Annotated in this window: 18 protein-coding genes; 8 read left to right on the top strand and 10 right to left on the bottom strand. The window is 64.3% G+C overall.

Features of this window, described 5'->3' with window-relative positions; translation table 11 throughout:
* Positions 1 to 4: 4 nt before the first annotated feature.
* Positions 5 to 1,999: a TAT-dependent nitrous-oxide reductase gene (gene nosZ / locus KZ491_RS02515; RefSeq protein WP_343225515.1), complete on the bottom strand. Its 1,995-nt coding sequence runs from the start codon at positions 1,997 to 1,999 to the stop codon at positions 5 to 7.
* Positions 2,000 to 2,053: 54 nt separating this feature from the next.
* Positions 2,054 to 4,270 (bottom strand): 4Fe-4S binding protein, encoded by a 2,217-nt coding sequence (locus KZ491_RS12870; RefSeq protein ID WP_222564273.1) that lies wholly within the window; start codon positions 4,268 to 4,270, stop codon positions 2,054 to 2,056.
* A 210-nt stretch (positions 4,271 to 4,480) separates the two neighbouring features.
* Here KZ491_RS12870 and KZ491_RS02505 point away from each other — a divergent pair, with 210 nt between their 5' ends.
* The 8 genes from KZ491_RS02505 to KZ491_RS02470 all read left to right on the top strand — a co-directional run bounded on the left by KZ491_RS02505 (position 4,481) and on the right by KZ491_RS02470 (position 13,893).
* Entirely contained in the window at positions 4,481 to 5,497 is a 1,017-nt protein-coding gene (locus tag KZ491_RS02505; RefSeq protein WP_222564272.1) for a ferritin family protein, read from the top strand.
* A 126-nt stretch (positions 5,498 to 5,623) separates the two neighbouring features.
* Positions 5,624 to 6,226 carry an azurin gene (gene azu / locus KZ491_RS02500; protein WP_222564271.1) on the top strand — a complete coding sequence of 201 codons (603 nt, stop codon included), beginning with the start codon at positions 5,624 to 5,626 and terminating at the stop codon, positions 6,224 to 6,226.
* A gap of 145 nt (positions 6,227 to 6,371) precedes the next feature.
* On the top strand, positions 6,372 to 8,903 hold the full coding sequence (locus KZ491_RS02495; protein ID WP_222564270.1) for a membrane-bound PQQ-dependent dehydrogenase, glucose/quinate/shikimate family: 2,532 nt from the start codon (positions 6,372 to 6,374) through the stop codon (positions 8,901 to 8,903).
* 103 nt (positions 8,904 to 9,006) lie between these two features.
* Positions 9,007 to 9,486 carry a pyridoxamine 5'-phosphate oxidase family protein gene (locus KZ491_RS02490; RefSeq protein WP_222564269.1) on the top strand — a complete coding sequence of 160 codons (480 nt, stop codon included), beginning with the start codon at positions 9,007 to 9,009 and terminating at the stop codon, positions 9,484 to 9,486.
* A 174-nt stretch (positions 9,487 to 9,660) separates the two neighbouring features.
* Complete coding sequence (locus tag KZ491_RS02485; protein WP_222564268.1) at positions 9,661 to 10,179, top strand: hypothetical protein; 519 nt, start codon at positions 9,661 to 9,663, stop codon at positions 10,177 to 10,179.
* 95 nt (positions 10,180 to 10,274) lie between these two features.
* Complete coding sequence (locus KZ491_RS02480) at positions 10,275 to 11,078, top strand: sterol desaturase family protein (protein ID WP_222564267.1); 804 nt, start codon at positions 10,275 to 10,277, stop codon at positions 11,076 to 11,078.
* Complete coding sequence (locus KZ491_RS02475; protein ID WP_222564266.1) at positions 11,075 to 12,988, top strand: 3-oxoacyl-[acyl-carrier-protein] synthase III C-terminal domain-containing protein; 1,914 nt, start codon at positions 11,075 to 11,077, stop codon at positions 12,986 to 12,988. Before KZ491_RS02480 ends, KZ491_RS02475 begins: the two co-directional genes overlap by 4 nt.
* A complete protein-coding gene (locus KZ491_RS02470; protein ID WP_222564265.1) occupies positions 12,985 to 13,893 on the top strand; it encodes a DUF6999 family protein in 909 nt (302 codons plus the stop codon). The genes KZ491_RS02475 and KZ491_RS02470 overlap by 4 nt, the downstream gene beginning before the upstream one ends.
* Before the next feature lie 35 nt (positions 13,894 to 13,928).
* On the opposite strand, the gene KZ491_RS02465 is transcribed toward KZ491_RS02470, so the two are convergent.
* The 8 genes from KZ491_RS02465 to KZ491_RS02430 all read right to left on the bottom strand — a co-directional run bounded on the left by KZ491_RS02465 (position 13,929) and on the right by KZ491_RS02430 (position 23,553).
* Positions 13,929 to 15,413 carry an amidohydrolase gene (locus KZ491_RS02465; protein WP_222564264.1) on the bottom strand — a complete coding sequence of 495 codons (1,485 nt, stop codon included), beginning with the start codon at positions 15,411 to 15,413 and terminating at the stop codon, positions 13,929 to 13,931.
* Positions 15,414 to 15,468: 55 nt separating this feature from the next.
* Positions 15,469 to 17,220: an amidohydrolase family protein gene (locus KZ491_RS02460; RefSeq protein ID WP_222564263.1), complete on the bottom strand. Its 1,752-nt coding sequence runs from the start codon at positions 17,218 to 17,220 to the stop codon at positions 15,469 to 15,471.
* 162 nt (positions 17,221 to 17,382) lie between these two features.
* Positions 17,383 to 17,832 carry an OsmC family protein gene (locus KZ491_RS02455; RefSeq protein ID WP_222564262.1) on the bottom strand — a complete coding sequence of 150 codons (450 nt, stop codon included), beginning with the start codon at positions 17,830 to 17,832 and terminating at the stop codon, positions 17,383 to 17,385.
* Positions 17,833 to 18,077: 245 nt separating this feature from the next.
* Positions 18,078 to 19,121, bottom strand: a complete 1,044-nt coding sequence (locus KZ491_RS02450; protein WP_222564261.1) for a S66 peptidase family protein — start codon at positions 19,119 to 19,121, stop codon at positions 18,078 to 18,080.
* 59 nt (positions 19,122 to 19,180) lie between these two features.
* Entirely contained in the window at positions 19,181 to 20,095 is a 915-nt protein-coding gene (locus KZ491_RS02445; protein WP_222564260.1) for a dienelactone hydrolase family protein, read from the bottom strand.
* A gap of 60 nt (positions 20,096 to 20,155) precedes the next feature.
* Entirely contained in the window at positions 20,156 to 21,349 is a 1,194-nt protein-coding gene (locus KZ491_RS02440) for a hypothetical protein (RefSeq protein WP_222564259.1), read from the bottom strand.
* Between the two features lie 154 nt (positions 21,350 to 21,503).
* Positions 21,504 to 22,298, bottom strand: a complete 795-nt coding sequence (locus tag KZ491_RS02435) for a DUF5666 domain-containing protein (RefSeq protein ID WP_222564258.1) — start codon at positions 22,296 to 22,298, stop codon at positions 21,504 to 21,506.
* Between the two features lie 22 nt (positions 22,299 to 22,320).
* Positions 22,321 to 23,553: an extracellular catalytic domain type 1 short-chain-length polyhydroxyalkanoate depolymerase gene (locus KZ491_RS02430; protein WP_222564257.1), complete on the bottom strand. Its 1,233-nt coding sequence runs from the start codon at positions 23,551 to 23,553 to the stop codon at positions 22,321 to 22,323.
* Between the last annotated feature and the right edge of the window lie 23 nt (positions 23,554 to 23,576).

Raw genomic sequence — 23,576 nt, 5'->3', positions numbered from 1 at the left:
CCGGTTAGGCCTCGACCAGCATCCGCCCCTTCATTTCCATATGCAGGGCATGGCAGAACCACTGGCAGTAGTACCAGTAGACGCCAGGACGGTCGGCGACGAACGTCACCGAAGCGGTCGCCTGCGGGCCGACTTCCATGGCCACGCCGTAGTTGACGATCGTGAACCCGTGGGTGAGGTCCTCGACGGTGTCCTTGTTGGTCACATAAACGGTGACTTCGTCGCCACGCTTGACCTTGAAGTCAGTGACGCTGAAGGTCGGCGCGACCGAGGTCATGTAGACGCGCACCTTGTTGCCGTCACGGATCACGTCGGCGGCCGCATCCAGGTCGACGCCGTCGGCCTCGGCCTGCTTGCGCGCGTCTTCCCACATCACGTCCCCACGATCCCAGACGTTTACCGGGTTGATCTTGGAGCGGTGGATGATCTCCAGATCGTGCGGTTCGGCGAAGGACGGGCCGTCGTGGACCAGGATCATCTCGTCACCGGAGATATCGATCAGCTGGTCATTCTCAGGCTTCAACGGTCCAACGTTGAGGAACCGGTCCTTGGAGAACTTGTTCAGGGACATCAGCCACTTGCCGTCGGCTTCGTTGCTCTCTCCCATCGAGGTGTGGTTGTGGCCCGGCTGGTAGTGCACATCAAGCTTCTGGATGATCGGCTCGACATCCTCGCCGTTGAACTTGGCCACGGCCTTGGCGATGTCCCACTTGACGATCTGGCTGTCGATGAACAGCGTGGTGTACGCATTGCCACGGCCGTCGAATGCCGTGTGCAGCGGGCCCAAGCCCAGCTCGGGCTCGGCGACAACGGCGTCGCGCGGCTTGATCTTGCCGGAGAAGACGTCCGGGAACTTGCGCACGTCAAACACGGTGCACGTCGGCGAGAGCTTGCCATTGACCACCACGTGGATGCCGTCAGGAGCGGTGTTGATGCCGTGCGGGCTGTTGGGGACGGGGATGTAACGGGTGAACGGCGAGTTGGCTTCCTTACGGCCGTCCAGCACCGGTACGCCGTTGATCATCTCGGCCTTGCCGTCCTTGACCGCTGCCTCGATAGCCTTGAGGTCGAAAACCGTTACCCAATCCTGCTCCGCTGCGGTCATCTCGGCGAGGGTCACACCCTCTTCGGAGTTGTAGCAGGTGGAGAATGCGTACAGCCCCTGATAATCGCAATCCACGTTGTCCAGATTGCCGCTGACGATGATCTGCCAGGCCACCTCCATCGTATCGCCGTCAACCGCGGTGAAGATGCAGCGGTACTCGGACGGATCGTCCAGATTCATGCCGTTGTTGGGGATCGGAACGGCGTCTTCACCGTTGCAGAACACGTAGCCCGTCTTGGGGTACTTCTGCAAGCGCAGGCCGTGCACGGTGTGCTGGTTGGGCAGCTCGATGATCTTGTCGCACTTCATGACATCGCAGCGGATCCGCGCAACACGCGTATTCGCCTTGTCGTTCATGAACAGATAACGGCCGTCGTGCGCGCCATCGGTGAACGACAGGTGCGGGTGATGCAGGTCACCGTTGATGTAGGTGCCCCCGCGGCTTTCCAGGAACTTTTTCGTCTCCGGGGTGAGCCCCTCCGTGAGGATCTTGAGGCTTTCGTTGGTCTGACCCCAGCCGGTTGCGCTGCAGCGGTTGAACACCGGGACGCGCATCAGCACGCGCATCGACGGTATGCCCAGGATGCGCATCTCGCCGCTCTGTCCGCCTGAGAGGAAGCCGTAGTACTCGTCGAGCTCGCCCGGTGCGATGTGCGTCTTGGCCATCGCATCGGCAGTGGCGTTCTTGCCACCTGAGGGCGGCGACCCGGCCGGGGCTGCACCACCGGCGGCCGGCGCCGCGCTCCTGTCGCCGCAGCCGGACAGAAAACCTGTTGCCGCAACGCCGGCGGTCAACGCCATGACGCCGCCCGTCAACACGGCCCTTCGGCCGGAATCCGGCATGCCCGATTTGTCCGATGCCTCGCTGATGGGTTTGTTCTTGTCGTCAGTCACGTTCGTTCTCTCCAGTTGAAGCGGGGTACGGGGATGGATGTCTACGCGGCGGGTTCAGGTCACGGCGTCAGGTTGGGCGGCGGGTCCTTCCTTGTCGGGCAGGACCTCAATGGGAATGCGCTGGGCGAACGCCTCGCGCTTCTCGCGCTTCAGTCTGCGCTGGATCTTGACCGGGCACTTCTGCTCGCTGTGATAAAGCACCTGACAGTGCAGGCACTGGATGCATTCGTTCGGGTTGATGTGACCTTCCGGATGGATCGCCTCCACCGGGCACTCCTTGAAGCAACGCATGCAAGGATTGCCGCATTCGCGGTAGCGCTTGAGCCAGTTGAACATCCGCATGCGCCCGGGAATCGCCAGCGCCGCGCCCAGCGGGCACATGTAGCGGCAGAAGAAGCGCTCAACGAACAGACCGGCGACGATCAGGGACACCGCGAACAGGACGAACCACCACTCGCGCATGAAGTGCAGGATGATCGCCGTCTTGAACGGCTCGACCTCCGCCAGCTGCTCGGCGAATGCCAGCGAGCCCAGCGACACGGCGAACAGACCAAGGAAGATGATGTATTTGATCGGCCACAGGCGCTCGTGAACCGCCCAGGGAATCTTGAGTTGCGGCACCTTGAGAGCCTTCGCGATCCGGTTGCTCAGCTCCTGCAGCGCGCCGAAAGGACACAGCCACCCGCAGAACGCACCCCGGCCCCAGAACAGCAGCGAAACCGCCACCGAGCACCACAGGATGAAGATCAGCGGATCAATCAGGAACGAGGACCAGTTGAAGCCCGAGCGCAGCGAACTGAAGAACGTCAGGACGTTGACCACCGAGAGCTGCGCCTGTGCCACCCAGCCCAACCAGAACAGCGTGGTTGCAAGGTAGGCGAGACGAACACGGTCATACACCTTCTCGTGCTTTACCAGCGCGTCCTGGAAAAAGAAGATCAGGGTCAGGACGACGAGCATGATGCCCAGCATGGCGATGGCAACGACCTTGCTCTGCCATATCCGCTTCCACAGCGGGTCGCCTTCGTCTTCCTCGTCGAACCACTGGTTGGCATCCGCGGTAGTGCCGCCCATTCCGACCGCGGCCTGGCCCGCCGTTGACGCGTGCCCCGCCCTGGGTCCAGGGCCAGGGCCCGCGCCGGGGCCGACACCGGCTCCCCGCCCAGGTCCAGACTCTGCGACCGCCGGCGAATCCGACTTGGTGTAGCGCGCCGGAATCGCGTACGGAAGATCAAAGGACTCGAACACCTTGGTGAGCGCGCCGGTCGCGCGCTGTACCAACAATTGCAGGCGCCAAGGCGCTGCCGGGTCGAACTCGCTGCCCTCGGGAATGATGAATATTCCGATTTCCTTGAGCGGCGGAGCACCCTCCGCTGCAATTGCGCCCACGCGCCGATGCAACTGGTCACGGAAGCGGATGGTTTCCGCGCCCTGGATCAACTCGATGCGATCGAAGATGCCGCCGCGCACATAGCCCGAGCCCTTGAACGAGTAGATTCCGTCCCCGGCCACCAGGATGGCCTGCTGATCGGGTGCCAGCATCTGCTGCATGCTGGCGTACTCGCTGTCACCCAGCAGGCTGCGACCGATTGCAGGCTGCGATACCAATGCCACATACAGGTCGATGAAGGGTTCGTCCGCCGCACCCGCCTGTGGGAACTTTGCCGCCACAGGATCGCCGCTTTCAAGGAACTTCCGGTTGACCTCGCCCACCGTCAGATGAAGGTGCTTGACGCCGCCCTCCTCCAACAGGCTTTGCCATCCCTGGAGTTCACCGGCGCCTGCGTCAATGGAGCGAGTGCCCGCCTCCGCGCCACGGCCCCCTGCACCCGTGCCGCCCAGGCCCAGCAGCCGGGCCACGCGCACAGCTGAGCGGGTAATGCTTTCACCCATGACCAGCGCGGTGACGGTCGCACCACTGACCAGGTTGACCCGCGGGGGGCCGCTGCCGTCCGCCGCTGCCTTCAACGGGTTGTAGCCGATGAACGCGGCCATGTAGTCGACCACGCGCTTTTCAGGAATACCGATCAGGACGATCGGTTCGCTGTGGGCCACCATCTTGACGCCGACGATCGTGCCAGTCGTATCCAGCCCGACAATGATGTGGATTGGCTTGCTGGAGTAGCCGTCAGCGTTGACGTACTGCGAGTTCAGGTACGCATAGCCGACCAGCTCGTCGCCGCGGAACACCTGGGCGACGGGTGGAGACTGCTGGGTGGGTCCGAATCGGTCGGCGCCGGGAACAACCTCACCGGGTGCCACCTGATTCACAAACGTATCGAAAGTGGCTGCCTTCTGCGCACTGGCAGGCAGCCAGGAAAGTGCCGCGAACAGCACAATGGCAAGGACGGCTCGCCATGACACGCTTGCGGGATGTCTCAAAATCCAACCCCGGGGTGCTTGTGGGATGATTGAATCCGTGCTGTCGCAGGCACGTCTCGCGACAGCCCTTTCGCGGCGAGTATATCCGAGGCTTCCGTCATGAGTCGAACGCTTACCGACAACGAATCGCGCGAGCCGCTGGCGCTCGCCCAGAACACCCCCGACCAGCGGCGCGTCAGCCCGATGGAGTACGCGCGCCGGCGATCACTGCTGCGCGACGATCCCGACATCGACGTCGTCGACATGCCCACCCTGGTGGGCATCGCCAAGGCCATCGAGGACGAGGCTGTCCGTCGCTACAGGTTCCTCGCCGAGTTGATGGAAAGCCGTGGAGAGACTTCCACCGCAGCCGCGTTCCGGGTGATGCTGGAAGAAGAGCAGAGCCACGTTCAGGCCGTGGATCGGTGGGCGACGTCGGTGGGCCAGCCCGACGTATCCGCCGAAGATTTCGAATGGCAACTGCCTGCCGACCTGTCCAGCTCCTGGGACAACGTGGCCGGTAGCGCGCTGCTGACGCCGTATCGGGCCTTCGCTCTGGCGGTCGAGAACGAGGAGCGCGCATTTTCCTTCTATGCATACCTCGCCGCACACGCGGAAAATGACGAGATCAGGGCAGAAGCGGAGAAGCTCGGCGGTGAAGAGCTGCGCCACGCCGCGTTGCTGCGGAAATGGAGGCGCCGGGCCTACCACCGCGAGCGACGCCCCTCCCGACCCGAGACGGTCGAGATCGATTCGGTCGCGATGCTGCGCGACGCGCTGGCGCAGCGGGAAGCGGCCATCGCTGCCGAGCATCTTGCGTTGGCGCCGCGACTGCGGCGTGCGGGTGATGCCGCCAGTGCGGACTTGCTGGAGCGCGCCATCCCGGCCGGCACTGCGCCAGCGCCGATTGCTGCAGCCCCGGCGACCACCGCGCCGGCGGACACTTCCGACCTGCCCGCCAAGGAAGATCCGCGACACCTGCTGGTGGATGCGCAAAGGCCGCTCGAGGCGATGGCGGACATGCTCGAGACCGTCATGGCGACCGCCGACGGCGAACTGTTCGACGAAGCCGCAGCCGCCATGGCCCGGGTTGTTGAGCGCATCTCACAGATCTCACTGCGGATGCGTCAACCCTGAATGCGCGTCAGCCGCGTTTGAGACCCGCTTGCCAGTGAGCGTAAGCTGTCTGCCGGGCCGCACCTTCACATTATGCAAAGCGGTGCGCGCCGACCATGTACTTATCTACCCCTCGGAGATTCTCCAATGAATGTCAAAATTACCCTGCTGACTGCTGCCTGTGCGCTGGCCCTCGCCGCTTGCGGTGACAAGTCGCCTCCACCGGCTCCGGCAGCGCCTGCGAGCACTGCGCCTGCGACAACTGCGCCGGCTGAGACCGCAGCTCCGGCCAGCACGACGCCCGCCGAAACGGCCCCGGCTTCCACCACGGCATCAGCACCCGCCGGCGGCGCGGCAGTGGTCACCGATTGCGCGACCGAGATCGAAGGCAATGACGCGATGCAGTTCAACGTCAAGTCGATCACCGTTCCTGCGTCGTGCAGCGAGTTCAAGATCACCCTTAAGCACACTGGCAAGATGCCAGTCGCCGCTATGGGTCACAACGTGGTCATCACCAAGCTGGAGGACATGAAGAAGGTCGCCGCTGACGGCATGGGCGCCGGCATCGAGAACGACTACGTGAAGGCTGGCGACGACCGCGTCATTGCCCACACCAAGATGATTGGCGGCGGCGAGACGACCTCCGTGAGCTTTGATGTCAGCAAGATCAAGGGCGACGGTCCGTACGAGTTCTTCTGCAGCTTCCCCGGCCACTCGGCCATCATGAAGGGCACCATCGCGGTCGAGTAATTCGCACCCCTGGTATAGGGAAAATGTGAGACGAGACAGGGGCCGCGAGGCCCCTGTCTTTTTTTGTCTATGTGGGCTTGTGATGGGTTAGGTTTGCAGCAACCGAGCCGGGATATTCTCCGGCGTCGCCCCGGGGAGCACTCAAATGATCCGTACCCTGCTTGCCATCGTCATCCTTGTACTCGGTCTCGCCCTGGCGGTCGGCGGTGTGCAGCTGATCGTTCTCGGAGGCTCTTGGGGCTTTGCGGTCCTCTCGCTGCCGCTGATTGCATCGGGCGTGCTTTTGCTGCTGCGCAGGCGTGCCGGCCTGCTTGCGTACGCAGTCGCTATCGCCGCCAGCCTGGTCTGGGCGGTCTGGGAGGTGGGATTTGACTGGTGGGCAATGGCGCCACGTGAGGGCGTCATCGTCCTTCTGGGTCTGTTGCTGCTCTTGCCGGCGGTCAGCCGTTCCTTGCCGCTGCGCAGCGGACGAGCGAGTGGTGTCGACCTCGATCGCGGCAGTCTGATCGGCGTCCTGGCCATTGGTGCCGTCGTCGCAGGGATTTCGCTTTTCTCCAACCCCCACGAAATCCATGGAGCCTTGCCGTCCGACCGCATGGCGGATCGTGCCCCTGGCGAGGATCCGGTGGCGCCCGGCGATTGGATCGCCTACGGGCGAACGGCTGCAGGACAGCGCTACTCACCTCTGGACCAGATCACCACGGAGAACGTAAAAAACCTGGAGAAGGTGTGGGAGTTCCATGCCGGCGATATCCACCCCGATCTGCCGGGAAGCGCGGTAGAAGCCACACCGCTGATCGTCAACGACACGATGTTCGTGTGCACGCCGCGCAGCGAGGTCATCGCACTGGATCCGGTCACCGGCGAGCAGCGCTGGCGCTTCGATCCGCAGCTGGTCGAACTGCCCCTCGCCCTCGCCCGCTATACGACCTGCCGTGGTGTCAGCTATCACGATGACGGCGAGGCTGCCGCGCCGACGGATCTGCCCGAGGCAGACAGCAACCAAGCCCGACAACTCACGGCCGCAAGCCGCGCCATGGCGACCACGCTCGCTGCGGGCGTGTCCCACAACATCGTCGCCGGCACGGCGGTTGCGGGAGATCCCAACCCGGTGGTCCTGGCCACGGCGACCGAGGAAGATACGCCGATGCGCCGGGACTGCCACCGCCGAGTCTTCGTGGCAACCCGCGATGCGCGACTGATCGCACTGAGCGCGGAAACCGGCGTCATCTGCCCCGGCTTTGGCGGTGCCGACGGCACGGTCAACCTGTGGCAGGGGATGCCCAACGTATCGCCCGGCGCGTTTTACAGCACATCGCCGGCACTGGTTGCCGGCGACGTGATCGTGGTCGGCGGCGGCATCGATGACAATCTTTCCACCACCCAGCCATCGGGCGTGGTGCGCGCTTTCGACCTGAAGACCGGTGCGCTGGTGTGGAATTTCGATGCCGCGAATCCGGAACAAACCACACCCATCGCCGCGGGCGAGACCTACACCGCGAACGCGCCCAACAGCTGGAGCGTGGCCAGCTACGACCCGGAGCTGGGCTTGGTCTACCTGCCCTTCGGCGCCAGCTCACCCGACCAGTACGGCATCGGGCGCTCGGCCGCGGTCGAGAAGTTCTCCAACTCGGTGACCGCTCTGGACGTGGCGACCGGAGAGGTGCGTTGGGTCTTCCAGACCGTCCACCACGATGTCTGGGACTACGACGTGCCCGCGCAGCCCAGCCTGGTGGATCTGACCGTCGACGGACGACGCATCGCCGCTTTGGTCCAGCCCACCAAGCAGGGCGACGTTTTCGTCCTGGACCGTGCGACCGGCAAGCCGGTCCACCCGGTGCGGGAAATGCCGGTGTCGCAGAACGCCATTGCCGGCGAACCGGTCTCACCGACACAGCCGGTGTCCGCGATCTCCTTTGCGCCCGAGGACGTCACCGGAGCGCAGATGTGGGGGATGACGCCGGTGGACCAGATGCTGTGCCGGATCGATCTGGCCAGGCTGGTGTATGAAGGCCGGTTCACTCCGCCCAGCGTGCAGGGCTCGCTTACCCATCCGGGCAGCTTCGGCGTCTTCAACTGGGGTGCGGTGGCGGTGGACCCGGCGCGGCAGGTGATGTTCGCCATGCCGGTCTATCTGGGTTTCACCGCCCAGCTGATCCCGCGTCCCGACACGCTGGAGAAAGTTGCGTCCGCGCCGGGACAGCCGATGGGCAATGAGAATTTCGGCGCGCCCTATGCCTCCGTCCTCCGACCGTTCATGTCCCGCGTCGGCTTGCCCTGCCAGCAGCCACCATGGGGCTACATCGCCGGCGTCGACCTGACCACCGGCGAAACGATCTATCAGCGCGTCAACGGGACCGTGCGCGACATGGCGCCCGTGCCGCTACCGCTGAAAACCGGCGTCCCGGGTATAGGTGGGCCGATTGTGACTGCCGGTGGTGTGGCATTCCTGTCTGGCACGGTTGATTACTACGTCCGTGGCTATGACATCGCGGACGGCCGGGAAATCTGGAAGGAGCGCCTCCCCGCAGGCGGCCAGTCGACCCCGGCGACCTACCTTGGGCGCGACGGTCGGCAGTATCTGGTCGTGGTTGCCGGTGGACACCGCTATACGGGGACCAAAACCGGTGACTCGGTGATTGCTTACGCCCTGCCGGACGGCAAGACCGTCCCCTGACACTCGCTGGACGGGCGCCTGCTCGGTGCTGGAGCACCCGCTGTTCTCGCGATGCTGACAGCCAACTTGTTCCAATGGAGTTCCTACCGAAAGGATTACCCCCATGGCTGACGCGAAAGAACTTGAAGCGAAATTCTGGAAGGCGCTCAAGAGCGACCGGACCGTGATGCTTGCCACCGACACGGTTTCACCCAGACCCATGACCGGAATTGCTGAAGACGAGCGTTCACCGCTTTGGTTCTTCACGTCCAGCCAGACCGATTTTGGCATCGCACTGGAAGGACGTACGGCGCAGCGGGCAACCGGCACGCTGACCGCAAAGAACCACGAGGTGTTCGCCTCGTTCTCCGGCAACGTGGTGATCGACAACGACCGCGCCGTGATCGAGCGCCTGTGGAACCCGTTCGTCAGCGCATGGTTCGAGGGCAAGGACGACCCGAAGCTTCGTCTGGTTCGAATGGACCTGGACAGCGCGCATGTGTGGCTCAACGAGCACACGATGGTGGCGGGCGTGAAGTTGCTTCTGGGCATCGATCCCAAGGAAAGCTACAAGGCCAAGGCCGGTGATGTCGATCTGGGTTGATATAACGGCAGGAAGCGCCGCATAAGCAACGAGGCCGGCAATCCACCGGCCTCTTCTTCGATCAATACAGCGATCACCCAGCGTGCTTTCACTCATCTTGGGCTCGATGTCACGCACGATGTACTCTCGCAGTCTGGATCCGGACGTCGAATCAACACCACCTCAGGACATGCCATGAACGAGACCGCTACAACATCGCCCCGACAGGGTCACCTCGTGTCGACCACGGCCATGCTCATCGCCGCCGGCGTTTTCATCGTGGTTGCGGGCGTGCTCTATTACGTCGGTCTGAGCCAGGGCCGCAAGGAGTTGGCGACTCAGAAGCTGCAGTACGAGCAGCAGATCGAGCAGGGCAACCAGATCCTGGGAGAGTCCAAAGCCGATCTGGCGAAAGTGCAGAACCGCAACTACCTGATGCGCGCACGAGTGGACCTCTACCGCACGGCCGTCGATCTGGACCAGCGTAATTTCGGCATCGCCAACACGCGCCTGCACGAAGCCGCCGACGCGCTCGGCCAGATCCAGAAGGATGCGGGCGGCATCGATCTGTCGAAGGTGGCGGCGTTGAAACAGTCCATCGAATCCAACGACTTCACTGTGGCGGCCGACCTCGAGAACCAGCGCGCGAACGTGCTTGATTTCGCGGCGCAACTCGACGCCATCGCGGCCGACGCCGAACTCGAACCCCGGTAATCGGGGCACGACGCCGGCAACCGATTGGGCGTAGCTCTTCTTGGCGCAGGCCCTCACGCCGGGTAACCTTTGGCCCCGGATCCGGCTAGCCATGGATGGATACAGGACTGGACTTCACCGGCATTACGCGCCTCGCACTTGACTTCGTCGCTCTGCCTGCATGGCAGATAGTGCTCTGGGCGACACTCTATTTCGCCGCGCTGTACTTCGTGACCGGCACGCTGACGTGGTGGCTGACGCGCTCGCTACTGCCCAGACTGGGATTCGGCCGTGTGCTCGATCAGCGGCCCCTGCGGCCAGGACAGCTTGGCCGCGAGATCGTTGAATCCTGCGGTTCGATCCTGCTGTTCGGCGTCGGTGTCCTGGTGCCCTGGTGGCTACTGCGAAGCGGTTGGTCCGGACTCGCGTATGAGGCCTCGGCGCAGCGCATCGTTGTCGAGCTGGTGGCCCTGTTCCTTTGGAACGAGTTGCACTTCTATGTGTGCCACCGGCTGCTGCACACGCGGCCGCTGCGGCGGTTCCACGCCGACCATCACCGCTCGCTGACGCCAACACCGTTTGCCACCTATGCCTTCCACCCGGTGGAAGCCCTGCTGCTGGGCAGCGTTCCCATCCTGCCGATGCTGGTGCATCAGTTCAGCCCGACCGCGCTGTTCTGCCTGCCGGTGATGAGCATCGTCCTCAACAATCTGGGTCACGCGAACTACGAGTTCAGTCGGCTCGCGCCCGCGCGGGGGCTCCTTGCAGCCAGCCGCCGACATCACCTCCACCACGCCGTTTATCACGGCAACTACGGCTTCCTGCTGGACGTGTTTGACCGTCTGGCGGGTAGCACCATCGCAGCGGGCGCCGCCGACCACCTGGTTGCCCCGTCGCCCGGCAAGGATTTCCGAGAATGACCACCCGCTTCAACAACGTCTACATCACCGGCCACGCCCGCCACCTGCCCGGTCCCGCGATCGACAACGCGGGCATGGATTCGTTTGTGGCCCCGCTCAACCAGCTGTCATCGCGCATCAAGCAGCGCATCCTGGATCAGAACGGGATCGTCACACGCCACTACGGCATCAACCAGGACGGCACCACTCACACATCGCCCGAGGCGATGGCGGCGAGCGCAATCAGCGAGTGCCTGCATAGCGCCGGGCAATCGTTGGACAACGTAGGGATGCTTGCCACCGGCGGGTGCGGCGGCGATGCCCTGCTGCCCGGCTTTGCCAACATGGTGCTGGGTGAACTCAACGGCCCGCCGATGCAGACCCTGAGCTCGCTCGGTATCTGCGCATCGGGCATCGCGGCCTGGGAGGCGGCGGCGAGTGCGGTGGAGCTGGGCTCACACGAGCATGCACTCGTGGCCGCTGCGGAAATGCCGTCGCGGTTGTTCAAGCGCTCTCGATTTGCCGGCTGCGGCTACGACGCCGACTTCGATGCCCACTTCCTGCGCTGGATGCTGTCCGACGGCGCCGGCGCGGTACTGCTGTCGTCCCGGCCCAAGGCTGACGCCAAGCTGAGACTGAAATTGCGCTTCATCCACCAACGCTCCTTTTCGGGCGACTACCCGGTCTGCATGCAGCTGGGGCTCTCGGCAAACAGGACGCGTTCCCACCTGGATTACGACAGCTGGCAGGACGCGGAAGCCGATGGCGCCCTGCTGTTGCGGCAGGACATCCGGCTGCTGCCGAACCTCTTCGACGTCTGCATCCACGAGTACGTCCGCCTTGTGCAGGCTGGCGATATCAACCCGGAGCGCGTCGACCATTTCCTGTGCCACTACTCATCGGAAAAGTTCGCACCGGTGGTGGACGACCTGATGCAGAAAGCCGGTCTGGCCATCCCGCGCGAGCGCTGGTACAGCAACCTGGCGACGCGCGGCAACACCGGGGCGGCGTCGATCTTCATCATGCTCGACGAGTTCCTGCGCACCCGCGAAATCGCCGCCGGCCAGCAGATCCTGTGTTTTGTTCCGGAGTCCGGCCGCTTTACTGCGTCCTTCGTATTGATCGAGGTCGAAGCAGCTGACAGCCCGTTGGCTGCTCCGATACCGCGGGCAACGTCCACTACCTCCGCGCCCTCTCTGGACACCCCTGTTCCCGCGCCCCACGACCCGGCGGACGCGCCCGAAGCCTTGCGCGACCTGCTCGGCAAGCTGGCAGGCGTGTGGCATGACTACCGCTCGCGCGTTTGGCGCACGCCCGTGGTCCGGCGCTTGCGCGGCGGCGATTGGACGCGCGCCGACTATCTGGGCTGGATGAGCCACTGGATCCCGCAGGTTCGCGAGGGCAGCCTCTGGATGCGCGAGGGTGCTGCGAGTATCACCACTCCTTTCGAGCCGCTGGCGGCGCTGATCGAGACGCACGCAGGCGAGGAACAGGACGATTTCGAAATCCTGTTCAGCGACTACGGCAAGGCCGGTGGTCCGGTGGCGGACATTGACCACCTCAAGCGGAACCCCGGCGGAGAGGCACTGAACGCCTACCTTCACGCACTTGCCGCAACCCAAAACCCGATCGGCCTGCTGGGTGCGATCTACATCATTGAAGGCACGGGGCAGCGGATCATTCCCGCCCTGCTTCCGCTGATGAAGGCAACGCTCAAGGATGTTCCGCGCGATGCGTTCCGCTTTCTCGAGTATCACGGCGAGAATGACGAGCACCACTTGCTGCGCTGGCTGCGCGCGGTGGAAATCGCACTTGAGCACGACCACGACGGCCATCTGGCGACGGACATCCTGGACACAGCCAAACGAACCGCGGAGATGTATCTGATGCAGTTCCAGCACGTCACTCCATTGCGGGAAACCTCGTCATGAGCCGCGGCAACCCCGACTTCCTCGAGCGGGAGCACGACCCACGCGACCCCAGCCCATGGCTGGCCCTGTATCTGGACCAGTCCACGCCGATTGATCCGGCGGTGAAACACGCCTGGCTGGTCGACTCCAGCTCGAGGTCACGCCAGTACGTGCTGCCCTTCATCCGCCCGTTTGCGCGGCTGGCGATCATCCTGCTGCAGATACTCAAGGTGTTCACTCCACGCAAACTGGCGTTTTCCCCCACGCTCCACCGGCTGCTTGCCTGGGGCATGCAGAACTTCATCCGCCCGGAAGCCAACTGGCTGATCCTGCGACACTTCTGCATCGGATCGCAGGCGTTGTCCTTCATTGCCGCCAATGCACCGGTCGATATCCAGACCAACCCGTTGCGGCCGGAGAAAATCACCGACGTCGCCCCGGACATGTATCTGGTCCACGACCTCAACCTCTACAATTTCGTGATCCGGCTCAACAGCGCGCTGCGCGCCAGCGGCAAGCAGCTCGGGAAGGTCGAAACGCCGGATTTCTCGATGATGCACCAGCCGGACCATCTGCGGATCGAGGACATGCCCAACCGGCGCCGGAACTTCCTCGACCTGCAGAGCGCGATCGAGCTTTTCACCCCGGTCTATCAGCTGTTCCTGAGCGATGACGACTTCTGGCGGGCGACCAATTCGCTGCAGCTCGATGAAACCATCGGCATCTACGTCGCCACGATCCTTGACGCAGGCGACCACCTCGGGCTGGTCAACAACAAGCACCCGCTGGTGCCGATGTCCACCCTGCGCGCCGGATACCGGCTGTCACTGCACGGCCTGTCGACGGAAATGCTCCACGGCCACCTGATGCGGCTGAAGGCTGCGCAGGACGGGGCAAAATTGCCGCCGGAAGCACGCGCCGGGTAAGCGGGCTCGCCTCGGTTGGCAGGCGCGCGTTCTGATTACTTCCGGTAATCCAGCGGAGGCTTCTCTCGCTGCAGCAACGGCTCGTAGCGGAAATCCTTGCCGCGTCGGCGTTCGAACTCCGCGCGCGCCTGCTGCACCAGCGCCGGCTCGGAGAACAGCCGCATTGCCGTCAGTGACAGCGCCTTTGCCGCCACGACTGCGCCCTTGTGGCCGATGCCCATGCCCGACGCAGCCACCGCCTGCCAGCTGTGCGCGGGCGTGCCGGGCACCCAAGTGGCAGCGCCCATGCCGACCGTGGGGACCGCCCAGCTGACATCACCGACGTCGGTCGAACCAAACCCGTCGCCGTCGACCGAATACGGTGCTACCTGGGACGCCTCGCTGATATCGACCTGCTGCTCGAGCTGCTTCTGCAGCTCTTTTGCGAACGCGACGTCCGCGGGATCGTATTCCACTCCGCCCACCTGCTGCAGGGAGGCATGCATGACCTTGCCCAGGGTGTCGTTGGGCAAAAGGCTGAACACTCCGCCGGTCTGCTCGAATTCGAAGCTGGTGCCGGTGCCCAGCGCCGCGCCCTCGGCGGCGTCGGTCAATCGATTGAACACGCTCCGCACGACCACCGGATCGGGATGGCGAACGTAGTAGTAGGCTTCCGCCGAGGCCGGCACCACGTTGGGCGCCGATCCGCCGCCGTTGCTGATGATGTAGTGGATGCGGGTTTCCTGCGGGACGTGCTCGCGAAGCATGTTGGCCATGTAGTTAAGCGCTTCCACTCCGTCCAGCGCAGAGCGTCCACGCTCCGGCGCCATCGCTGCGTGCGAGGCCTGGCCGCTGAAGCGGAACTTGCCGCTGATGTTGGCCAGACTGATGCTCTGCGAAGCGGAATTCTGCGAGTTGGGGTGCCAGTGCAGCGCCACGTCGACGTCGTTGAACAGTCCGGCGCGAACCATGTAGACCTTGCCCGAGCCGCCCTCCTCGGCCGGCGTGCCGAACACGCGGATCTCGCCCTCGGTGCCGCTGCTGTCGAGCCATTCCTTCAACGCCACCGCCGCGCCCACCGTGCCGGCGCCAAACAGGTTATGCCCGCAGGCGTGGCCCGGATCCTGACCGGCGATGGACTGCCGCTGCGGAACCGCGGCCTGCGACATTCCCGGTAGCGCGTCCATTTCCGCCAGCAGTCCAATCACCGGTCCCTTGCCGCGCTTGCCGGCGGTAGCCACAAAGGCTGTCGGCATACCGGCCACTCCGGCCTCGATCCGGAAACCGTGAGCACGCAATTCGTCCTGCATCAGTGCCGACGACGCGTTTTCCAGATAGCCCAGCTCGGGCTCCCGCCACATCTGGTCGGCCATGCGGATGATCTGCGGCGCGTAGGCATCCAGGCGCTGCAGCAAGGGCTGGCCCACGGGCGCAGTGGATTCGGCACGGGTCACATCAGGGTCAGCGACGTCGCCCTGACCAGCGACAACCGCACCCTGCAGTGCCAGTGCGGCAATGATCGCCACCGCGGTCTTGCTCATCACCTTCACATGTGGCTCCTTTTGGTGCCGACTACAAAACAGTCGAGGGCAAGGCTCAGTAGAACTCCACATTGTCGAGTTCAAACCATGGCATTGCAGCGCCTTCACCATCAACGATGAACTGCAGATCGGTGGCATCGTCGCCGCGCCATGGCAGGGTCTCGCCTTCGACCGCCCGATAGGGTGCGTACTCCAGCTGGCTGAAATCGACGCTGACCTGCTGCCATTGTGGCTGCACGTTGATGGCGGTTTTCCATCGCCCGCCTTCCAGTCCTTTGACCATCAACGCGTGGCGTCCGTCCTCTCCGCGGATGTCGAAACGCACTCCGCGATAGCCACGCAGGTCTACAGGCTTTACCGAGCCACGGCTCAATGGCAGCACCACCGAGGCATACGCGCGATCCTTGCTGGACATCCGCGCCATGGTCCGCAGCGCGCGCCCGCCTTCTTCACGCACCACGACCCGGGTCAATTGCCATGTGCGATCGTTGCCACCGTCATTGTCGGTGGTGCGCAGTGTGTCCAAGGCGGTACGTTCGTCCGCGCGCTCGAAATCATCCACCAGCGGCCCCACGACCTCGGGCTGCGGGTACTTGCGCGAGTTGCCGGCCGGCAGCGACACGCCCGGACCCAGCACCAGTTGGCCGTCCACCCAGACGCGGCTGAGCTTCTTGATGTCCTGGATATTTTCCCAGGGTTTGCCATCCACCAGCAGCAGGTCGGCGCGCTGGCCCTTGGCAATGCGACCCCGGTCATCCTGCAAGCCGACGGCTGCCGCGCTGGTTGCAGTGCCTGCCTGCAGTGCCTCGGCCGGACTCAAACCCGCCTGCACAAGCAATTCCAGCTCGCGCAAAGTGGCCGCACCGTGTGGCGTGCCCGGCATGCCGGCGTCGGTGCCCAGCGCGATCGGTACGCCGGCCTTGTGCAGCACGCGAACATTTTCCATCGCGTTGCGGAAGTTGCGTTGGCGGCTCAGAAACGCGGGAGACTCGGGATCGGCCGGCGGCGAACTGCCCATCTTGACCGGCTCGTAGACCGCCAGGGTGGGCGCGTAAAACGTACCACCGGCTTTCAGCTGGGCGACGGTGCGTGCATCCACAACGCGGTCCTGGATGCTGTGGGCAATCAGGTCAACCTTGGCGTCGCCGGCCCATCCTGCGCGTTCCGCGGTGACGGTGTGGGCGGCCACCTTGAGTCCGTTGGCATGCGCCTCCTCAACCAGCGCCGTCAACGTCCACGGATCCATGCTGGTGTTGTCGGGCATGTGGCCATAGCGCCAGCCATCGGTGAACACCTTGATCATGTCCGGCTTGTAGGGCGCCAGCTCGCGGACGGCATCGCGCGCCGCGTCGGGCGAATTCACCCAGCGCGTGGTCGCCGTATCGGCCCAGTCGGCGCCGTGACCCAGCGGGGTGCTCATGCGCGCAGCAAAGTTGACATGCGGCGCTGCAATGCTGCCCAGCCATTCGCGGCGCGGCGCATAGGACTCCGGCGCCTGGTGGAAATCATTGACCGTGGTGACGCCTGCCGCCAGATAGACCCCCGAAAGCACCGCGCTGGAGGACGGACTTGAATTGGGTGTCCAGTGCGTATGCAGGTCGAACAGCCCCGGCATGAGCGTCTTGCCATCGGCGTCCACACTTATCGCGCCCTTGGGCACCCTCAGCCTGGTGCCCACGTCCACGATGCGCTGATCGCGGATCAGTACGGTGGCTGGATAGGCCGCTTTCCCAGTGCCGTCAAAGACCAACGCATTGATGATCGCGGTCGTCGTGCCGGTGTCGCGCGCCAAGGCGGTGCCGGACATTCCAAAGACCAGCAGGACTGCAAGCGAACCTGCCCTCCACACGTTCGAGTACATCAGCATGCAACTCCCCTTGTAACGACGAAGGCCCGCATTGGCGGGCCCTTGTTTGTCATTGATGGATCGCCTTCGCGTCTTTCGACGATAGCAGAAGGTTGCCCTTTCCTAGGCTCGCCGCCAGTGCGTCCGCAGCGCAACCTTCGCCTCGCGCAGGAGATTGTAGATGGGGCATCGAGCGGAAACCGCATCCTCCAGCGCCTTCAGGCGCTCGTCGGACTCTTCGGTCCTGATGGTCACCTGGAAGTCGAGGCTTTGGAAGTGGGTCGAGATTCCCTCTTGTCCCATCAGTCCACGCACGTCAATCACACCCTCGCTTGCGAAACTCAACTCGGTGAACTTGAAATCCATTTCCCGCGCAATCAACGGGATCATCACCCCCTTGCAGCCATTGAGCGATGCAACGAGAAATTCCAGGGGATTCGGCCCCTCATTCTGGCCACCGAGAGCCGCCGGCTCGTCCATGACGAAGGGCGCGAAATCACGAATCCGGTTAACCGTCTGTACGCCTGATGTCCACTGACTGCGGGCGGCAACTTCCAATATATGTGCGCTCATGGATGTCCTGATATGTGGGGGAGGATGAGGACTGAATCGTCCGGGGCTCGAGTCTGCCGCCCGCCGCCGGAGTCAAACCGGACACTCATGGCCTACAGCGTTCCACGGGATGGGCCCGCCAAGGTACTGCCCGAGGCAATGTGTCGCGGACGCTCCGATGCCGACGCGGTCTGGAGATCCAGCGTTCAAAGAATCGTTGCGGTGATCAGCGCGCCAGTGTAGTCACGCGGCAAACCTTGCACGGCTCAGGACTGGAACACCGGCTCCAGCATGCGGAACGTGCCGGCGTCGGCATCCATCTCCACCAACCCTCCCACCGGCACGATGAACTGCTGGCGGATGTGGCCGATCATCGCGCCCTGATAGGCGGGGATCTTCAGTGGCTTGAGATGATCGTCGAGGATCTGCGACAACGTCAGCGAGCCGTAGCCGTTGCCCGGTTCGCAGTCGCTGCAATCACCGAAGATCACCCCGGCGATCGCGTCGAGCACCCCCATCAGCTTCAACGTGGTGAGCATGCGATCGATGCGGTACGGCGCTTCGGAGACGTCCTCGAGGAACAGGATCTTGCCGGTGAAATCGGGCAGGTACGGCGACCCGGCCAGCGCCACCAGCACCGTAAGATTGCCACCGACCAGCTCCCCACGGGCCTTGCCGGCGGTGATCGTGATCGTACGGTTTCGCCGTTGGACCAGCTCGTCGCCGGCATCGTCGAGGTTGCGGTACTGCATCAGTTCGCGCTTGAAGAACACACGCTCGAACTGGTCGACGTTGAACCGGTTCCAGCTGCCGGCGCCATTGGGCCCGTGGAAGGTGACCAGGCCAGTGCGCGCATGGATGGCATTGTGCAGCGCGGTGATATCGGAAAACCCCAGCAGCGCTTTGGGATTGCGCCGGATTGCATCGTAGTCCAGCAGGGGCAGAAGCCGAGCCGCGCCGGAGCCTCCGCGCGTGGCGATGACGGCTTTGACCTCGGGGTCGGAAAACATGGCGTTGATGTCGCCGGCACGGTCGGCGTCCGTGCCGGCCAAGTGACCGCGTCGCTGCGCATAGTGCGCGCCGGTCTTGACCTTGAACCCCAGGGCCTCCATGACCTCCCGCGCCAGTTGCAGGTCGAACTCGTCGTTGAGCGCAGACGAGGGGCTGACCAGCCCGACCCAGTCACCTTTCGCCAGAGGGGTGGGCAGCAACCTGGCAGCCGACGGACCGGCAAGCACGTTGAACGTACCCAGGAATGGCAGAAGAAGTGCAGCGCCGGCTGCGTGCCCCAGAAACTGTCGCCTTTGCATGCTGCTGCCTGCCGATCGGAGTGCGGGCGAGCGTAGCAAACCGCCCCTGGAGCGACAATTCACCCGGCGCCCGCTTCCGTTACCAGGACGCGCTGGAACAGGGCGATCGTTCGCTTCCATGCTTCGGCTGCGGCCGCTTCGTCATACCGCGGCGTGGTGTCGTTGTTGAAGCCGTGTTGTGTCCCCGCCGGCTGGTAGAGCTCGTAGCGCACATCTGCCCGCTTCAGTGCAGCCTCGTATTCCGGCCAGGCCGTGTTGATCCGCTCATCGTTCGCGGCCAGAACCACCAGCATCTCCGCCTTGATATTCGGCACGTCCCCAAGCGGCGGCGGGCTGCCGTAGAACGGCGCGGCGGCGAGTACCTGCGGCATTTGCGTGACGAGGAAGTTGGCAATGCCCCCGCCGTAGCAGAACCCCACAACGCCCATGCGGCCGTTGCCACCCTCGATGGTCCGCAGCATCTCCGCGGCGGCGATGAAATCCTGCCGGGTCCTGGCCTGGTCGAGCTTGGCGAATTCGGCGCGCGCATTGTCCTCGTCACCGGGGTAGCCACCCAGCGGAAACAATGCGTCGGGAGCGAAGGCGATGAACCCCTCGAGTGCCAGGCGGCGGGTCACGTCTTCGATGTGCGGGTTCAGGCCACGGTTCTCGTGCACGACCAGCACCACCGGCAAGGGGCCGGAGGCATTCGCAGGACGCACCAGATAGCCGCGGCCGGTGCCGTACCCTTCCGGCGACGGGAACTCGAGATATTCCGCCCGCAGCCGCGGGTCGTCGGGCTTCACCTGCTGCGCCGCCGCAAAGCGCGGCATCAACGCGGCCAGCAATCCGGCCGCGGTGGTTGCCCCAACCGCAAAACGCGCCGCGCAGGTCAGGAAGCCGCGTCGGTCCAGCTGTCCATGCACGTACCGGTCGAACAAACGCAGTACTTCCGGGTCGAAATCGTCAGCCGTTTTGCGGGGAGGCGTGGCCATGGGAACCTCGTTGCGGTGGGTTCCCTCGACAATAGACCCTTGATTGACGCCCCGTCACCGTCAGAACTTGTGCGACACCCGTACGTAGAGATCGCGGTCAACCCGCGAGCGGGTGCCCGTCGGATGCTCGAGCTCGCGGCGTTCGCGCACCCGCGCTTCCATCGACGTCTTCGGCAGGAACTGCCACTGGTACCTCACCTCGACCGAGCTGTCGTTGGGGCGGTAGTCGGGAGAAATCAGCCAGCCCGCGTCCGCGCGACCGACGGCCAAGCCGATATTGTGGTTCGGAGCGAAGTCATAGACGCTCGCCTGAAGCTGCCATGCCAGCCCGCCCGTATCGCCGGTGCCACCCGTGCCACTGACCGCGTCAACGGGGGTGTTCAGGGCATAGCCGACCTCGGCACCGGTGACGAACTTCGCGCCCGCCGTGCCCAACGGCCACTCGGCGGCGATGCGGGCATCAATGGTCACGTAGTCCTGCCGCGAGGGGTCGCCCAGGCCGAGGTCGGCAAGACTGTTGGGCATCCAGGTCAGCGACAGCATCCGCTGCGTGATCGCGCCCAGTCGCTGCTTGTTTTCCAGTCCCAGGAACAGCGTGGTCCGGCTGCCGCTGTCGCTGAAATCCAGCGGCGCAGCAGTGACACTGCTGCTGCCCTTTGCATCCTGGTACTGGGCGATTACATGGCCACGCCAGCCGCCGGCCACAGGCATATCCAGGTGCACGCCGTCGGTCCAGTTGACCCCGATGTTGGGACTGTCATTGCGGTCCAGGCCCTTGGACGCGACACCCGGCACGGCAAAGGCCGTCTGCATGCGGCCTACCTTGAAGCGCAGTCCGTCATCGGGCGCCTGATAGCCGAAATAGGCCTCATCCAGCGTGATGTCACCGAAATCGGCACCGCCGCGGGTCGGCGCGTAGCTGCGCAGGTAAACGTCGAGATCATCCTGTTCGCTGCTGAAACGGCCGGCGACGCGGGTCCGGAAGCGCCATTCCTCGTTGAGGCTGCGCTCAAAGGCGAGGCGGAGACGCGCATTGAACGCGTCCTCGTCGGATTCGGTTCCATCGCGCGCGGTTCGCTCACTGGCGAAATAGCCGCCGCGGAAGTCGCCGCTGAATTGCCAGCCATCGGACTCGGCGGGGGCGGCGATAGCGCCGAAACTGACAAGTCCGGTGGCCGCAAGGAGGAGCGATGCGCGAACGGCCCTGCTCACGATCGTCGAACGGGTGCGCCGATCGGAAAAATGGGAAGGCATTACAGGTTCCTCGACGGGGAAGGGTTGATGCGCCGCATTCAACCACAGAGTCAGAGGAAGAGGCCTGACGTGGATCAATCCACGGCGTTGCATGCATGGATTGCAACGAACCAACAGCCAGCGCGGGCTGCTCTGTTATGTCGTGAGCTACCTGCTATCTCCCGACAGAGCGCTCCACGACGACTCGCTCCGCCAGCCACTGGTTGTTGCCCACCTGTCGTGCCTGGATACGCACCTGGTCGCCACGCTGCAGGCTCTCGGGGCGGTACCGCCTTCCCTGGTACTCGACGGTCGTGCGGTCGTCGTAGGTGATTTGCCGATTGTTGCGGTACCCGCCGTCATCGAGGCGGATCAGCCGCGCCCGTGTGTCGACAAAGTTGACCGAGCCACGCAGTTCGTTTCCATAAGCACCGCCATAGCGCTCATCGCCGTATCCGCCGCCATAACCACTGTCGCGGATATTGCGCACGACCTCGATCGACTGAGCCCACAGCTCGCGCCCGGACTGGACAACATCGATGCGGATCACGTCGCCACGCTCCAGGCCATCAACCGCATGCTGCCTGCCTTGGTAGAACAAGCGGGTGTTCTGGTCGTAGCGGAGGTCCGTTCGCTGCCTGCGCCCGGTTCGCGGATCGGCACTCAGGACGGAAAGGCGGCCGTAGCGGGGATCAACGCCATCGACCGTGCCTTCCAACTGGCTGCCATATCCGGACGGGTAACCCGGTGATGGCTGCTCATAGCCGCCCGGGACACCCCCGTAGCCACCTTGATTGCCATAGCCGCCTTGCGTCCCATAACCGCCTGGCGTGACGCAGCCGGCAAGAAGCAACATGCTCGCGACCATCAGCATGCCAACAGCCCGGATTCGATGCTTCATGGCGCGCTCCAGATGACAGATGAGCCATTTGTACGCATCGATCGTGAACGGGGTGTGGCTTGTGCCCATTCGCGGGTTCCTGCAGGAAAAATCAGGTGCCGCCGGCATTGGTGTGCTGAAGGAAGAACCGCAACATCTCGGCGGATGCATCCGGCCCGCTCGCATCGGTGAAACTGCCGGCCGGATCACCCCCGCTCCAGGCGTGCCCGGCGCCATGCAGGCCCCACAGTTCAACGATCTGCTTGCCCGAATCATCCGCGTACGTCTGCCGGGTATAAGGGCGCCCGCCCGCCTCGGATCGCGTGCTTTTCGCTGTGAGCCGGGCAGCCGATCGCTGCGAGCCAAGCACGTCGTCGACGATGGCCCGGCCATTGCTCGAACTCACGGTGCGATCTGCGTCGCCGTGGAACACGATCGTGGGGACGATCCGGTTCGCTCGCCCGGTAGCGCCGGGGCTTGCGTCCGCCGCAGCGCTCCGCGTTGTCGCCCGGCCCTGCATGGCGGCGAAGGCGCCCGGCATGTCCGTGGCCGCGCCGAAGGGCAGCCCAGAATGCGCGCCCACCGCGGCAAACACGTCCGGATACGTGCGTCCCAGGATAACGGCCATCGCTGCGCCGGCCGAGAGCCCGGCAACGTAGACGCGGGCTTCATCGACCCGATGGTCCTGCGCGATATCGGCAACGATGCCGGCGAGGATCGACGGCTCACCCGTGCCACGCGCCTGGTCCTGGTTGCGGAACCAGTTCCAGCAGTTGGACCCGTTCGCGCGTGCCGTCTGCGCCGGATACGCAACCAGCACGCCGGTCTCGTCTGCCAACGCATTCATCCGGGTACCGGTGGCGAAGTCGTCGGGATTCTGAGTGCAACCGTGGAGCATCAGCACCAAAGGCGCCGCGGTGCTTGGGTCCAGCCCGGCCGGAATGTACAGGGTGTAATCACGCGTGCCCGCCGAGTTGGTGTAGCTCCGCCGGACCGAGGTCCCACCGGGCGCCTTGTCCTCGATCTTGCCAGCGGCGGGCGCCTTAGCAGAACGGGGCCGCAGTGTCGGCGCGAACTTGCCTACCGTCAGCGGCGCGGCGGCTGAGCTGATCGCTGTCAAGGCAGGCAGTCGACTCGCGACAGGTCCGATGGCGGAGCGATTGTCGCGTTGCGGCAGCAGGCCGGCAGTGGTCAGCGCCTCGTTTATCGTCGCCGATATATCAACGCCGCGCGCATCGCGGTCGCGCGGAGCACCGGCCCGCGGCGTGGCACGCACGATGCCTGGGAGGAAGCTATCTAGTGGTTTCAACGAAAACTCCGGGATCAGGCAAACGCCTTGTTGCATCGCAGCATACGGAGCGCCTGTGA

It is taken from the genome of Novilysobacter antarcticus (assembly GCF_019802285.1).
GTDB lineage: Bacteria > Pseudomonadota > Gammaproteobacteria > Xanthomonadales > Xanthomonadaceae > Novilysobacter > Novilysobacter antarcticus.
Note: the sequence above shows the minus strand (reverse complement) of the source record. Positions and strands in the feature narration are given on the sequence as shown.

Excerpts from the sequence above, each read along its gene's own strand:
- KZ491_RS02440 (WP_222564259.1), bottom strand. The coding sequence starts at position 21,349 with ATGCCTTCCCATTTTTCCGATCGGCGCACCCGTTCGACGATCGTGAGC.
- KZ491_RS02485 (WP_222564268.1), top strand. The coding sequence starts at position 9,661 with ATGAACGAGACCGCTACAACATCGCCCCGACAGGGTCACCTCGTGTCG.
- KZ491_RS02475 (WP_222564266.1), top strand. The coding sequence starts at position 11,075 with ATGACCACCCGCTTCAACAACGTCTACATCACCGGCCACGCCCGCCAC.
- KZ491_RS02450 (WP_222564261.1), bottom strand. The coding sequence starts at position 19,121 with ATGCAAAGGCGACAGTTTCTGGGGCACGCAGCCGGCGCTGCACTTCTT.
- KZ491_RS02470 (WP_222564265.1), top strand. The coding sequence starts at position 12,985 with ATGAGCCGCGGCAACCCCGACTTCCTCGAGCGGGAGCACGACCCACGC.
- KZ491_RS02480 (WP_222564267.1), top strand. The coding sequence starts at position 10,275 with ATGGATACAGGACTGGACTTCACCGGCATTACGCGCCTCGCACTTGAC.
- KZ491_RS02460 (WP_222564263.1), bottom strand. The coding sequence starts at position 17,220 with ATGTCCGGCACCGCCTTGGCGCGCGACACCGGCACGACGACCGCGATC.
- KZ491_RS02445 (WP_222564260.1), bottom strand. The coding sequence starts at position 20,095 with ATGGCCACGCCTCCCCGCAAAACGGCTGACGATTTCGACCCGGAAGTA.
- KZ491_RS02465 (WP_222564264.1), bottom strand. The coding sequence starts at position 15,413 with ATGAGCAAGACCGCGGTGGCGATCATTGCCGCACTGGCACTGCAGGGT.
- KZ491_RS02495 (WP_222564270.1), top strand. The coding sequence starts at position 6,372 with ATGATCCGTACCCTGCTTGCCATCGTCATCCTTGTACTCGGTCTCGCC.
- KZ491_RS02430 (WP_222564257.1), bottom strand. The coding sequence starts at position 23,553 with ATGCAACAAGGCGTTTGCCTGATCCCGGAGTTTTCGTTGAAACCACTA.
- KZ491_RS02455 (WP_222564262.1), bottom strand. The coding sequence starts at position 17,832 with ATGAGCGCACATATATTGGAAGTTGCCGCCCGCAGTCAGTGGACATCA.
- KZ491_RS02435 (WP_222564258.1), bottom strand. The coding sequence starts at position 22,298 with ATGGGCACAAGCCACACCCCGTTCACGATCGATGCGTACAAATGGCTC.
- KZ491_RS02490 (WP_222564269.1), top strand. The coding sequence starts at position 9,007 with ATGGCTGACGCGAAAGAACTTGAAGCGAAATTCTGGAAGGCGCTCAAG.
- azu (WP_222564271.1), top strand. The coding sequence starts at position 5,624 with ATGAATGTCAAAATTACCCTGCTGACTGCTGCCTGTGCGCTGGCCCTC.
- KZ491_RS02505 (WP_222564272.1), top strand. The coding sequence starts at position 4,481 with ATGAGTCGAACGCTTACCGACAACGAATCGCGCGAGCCGCTGGCGCTC.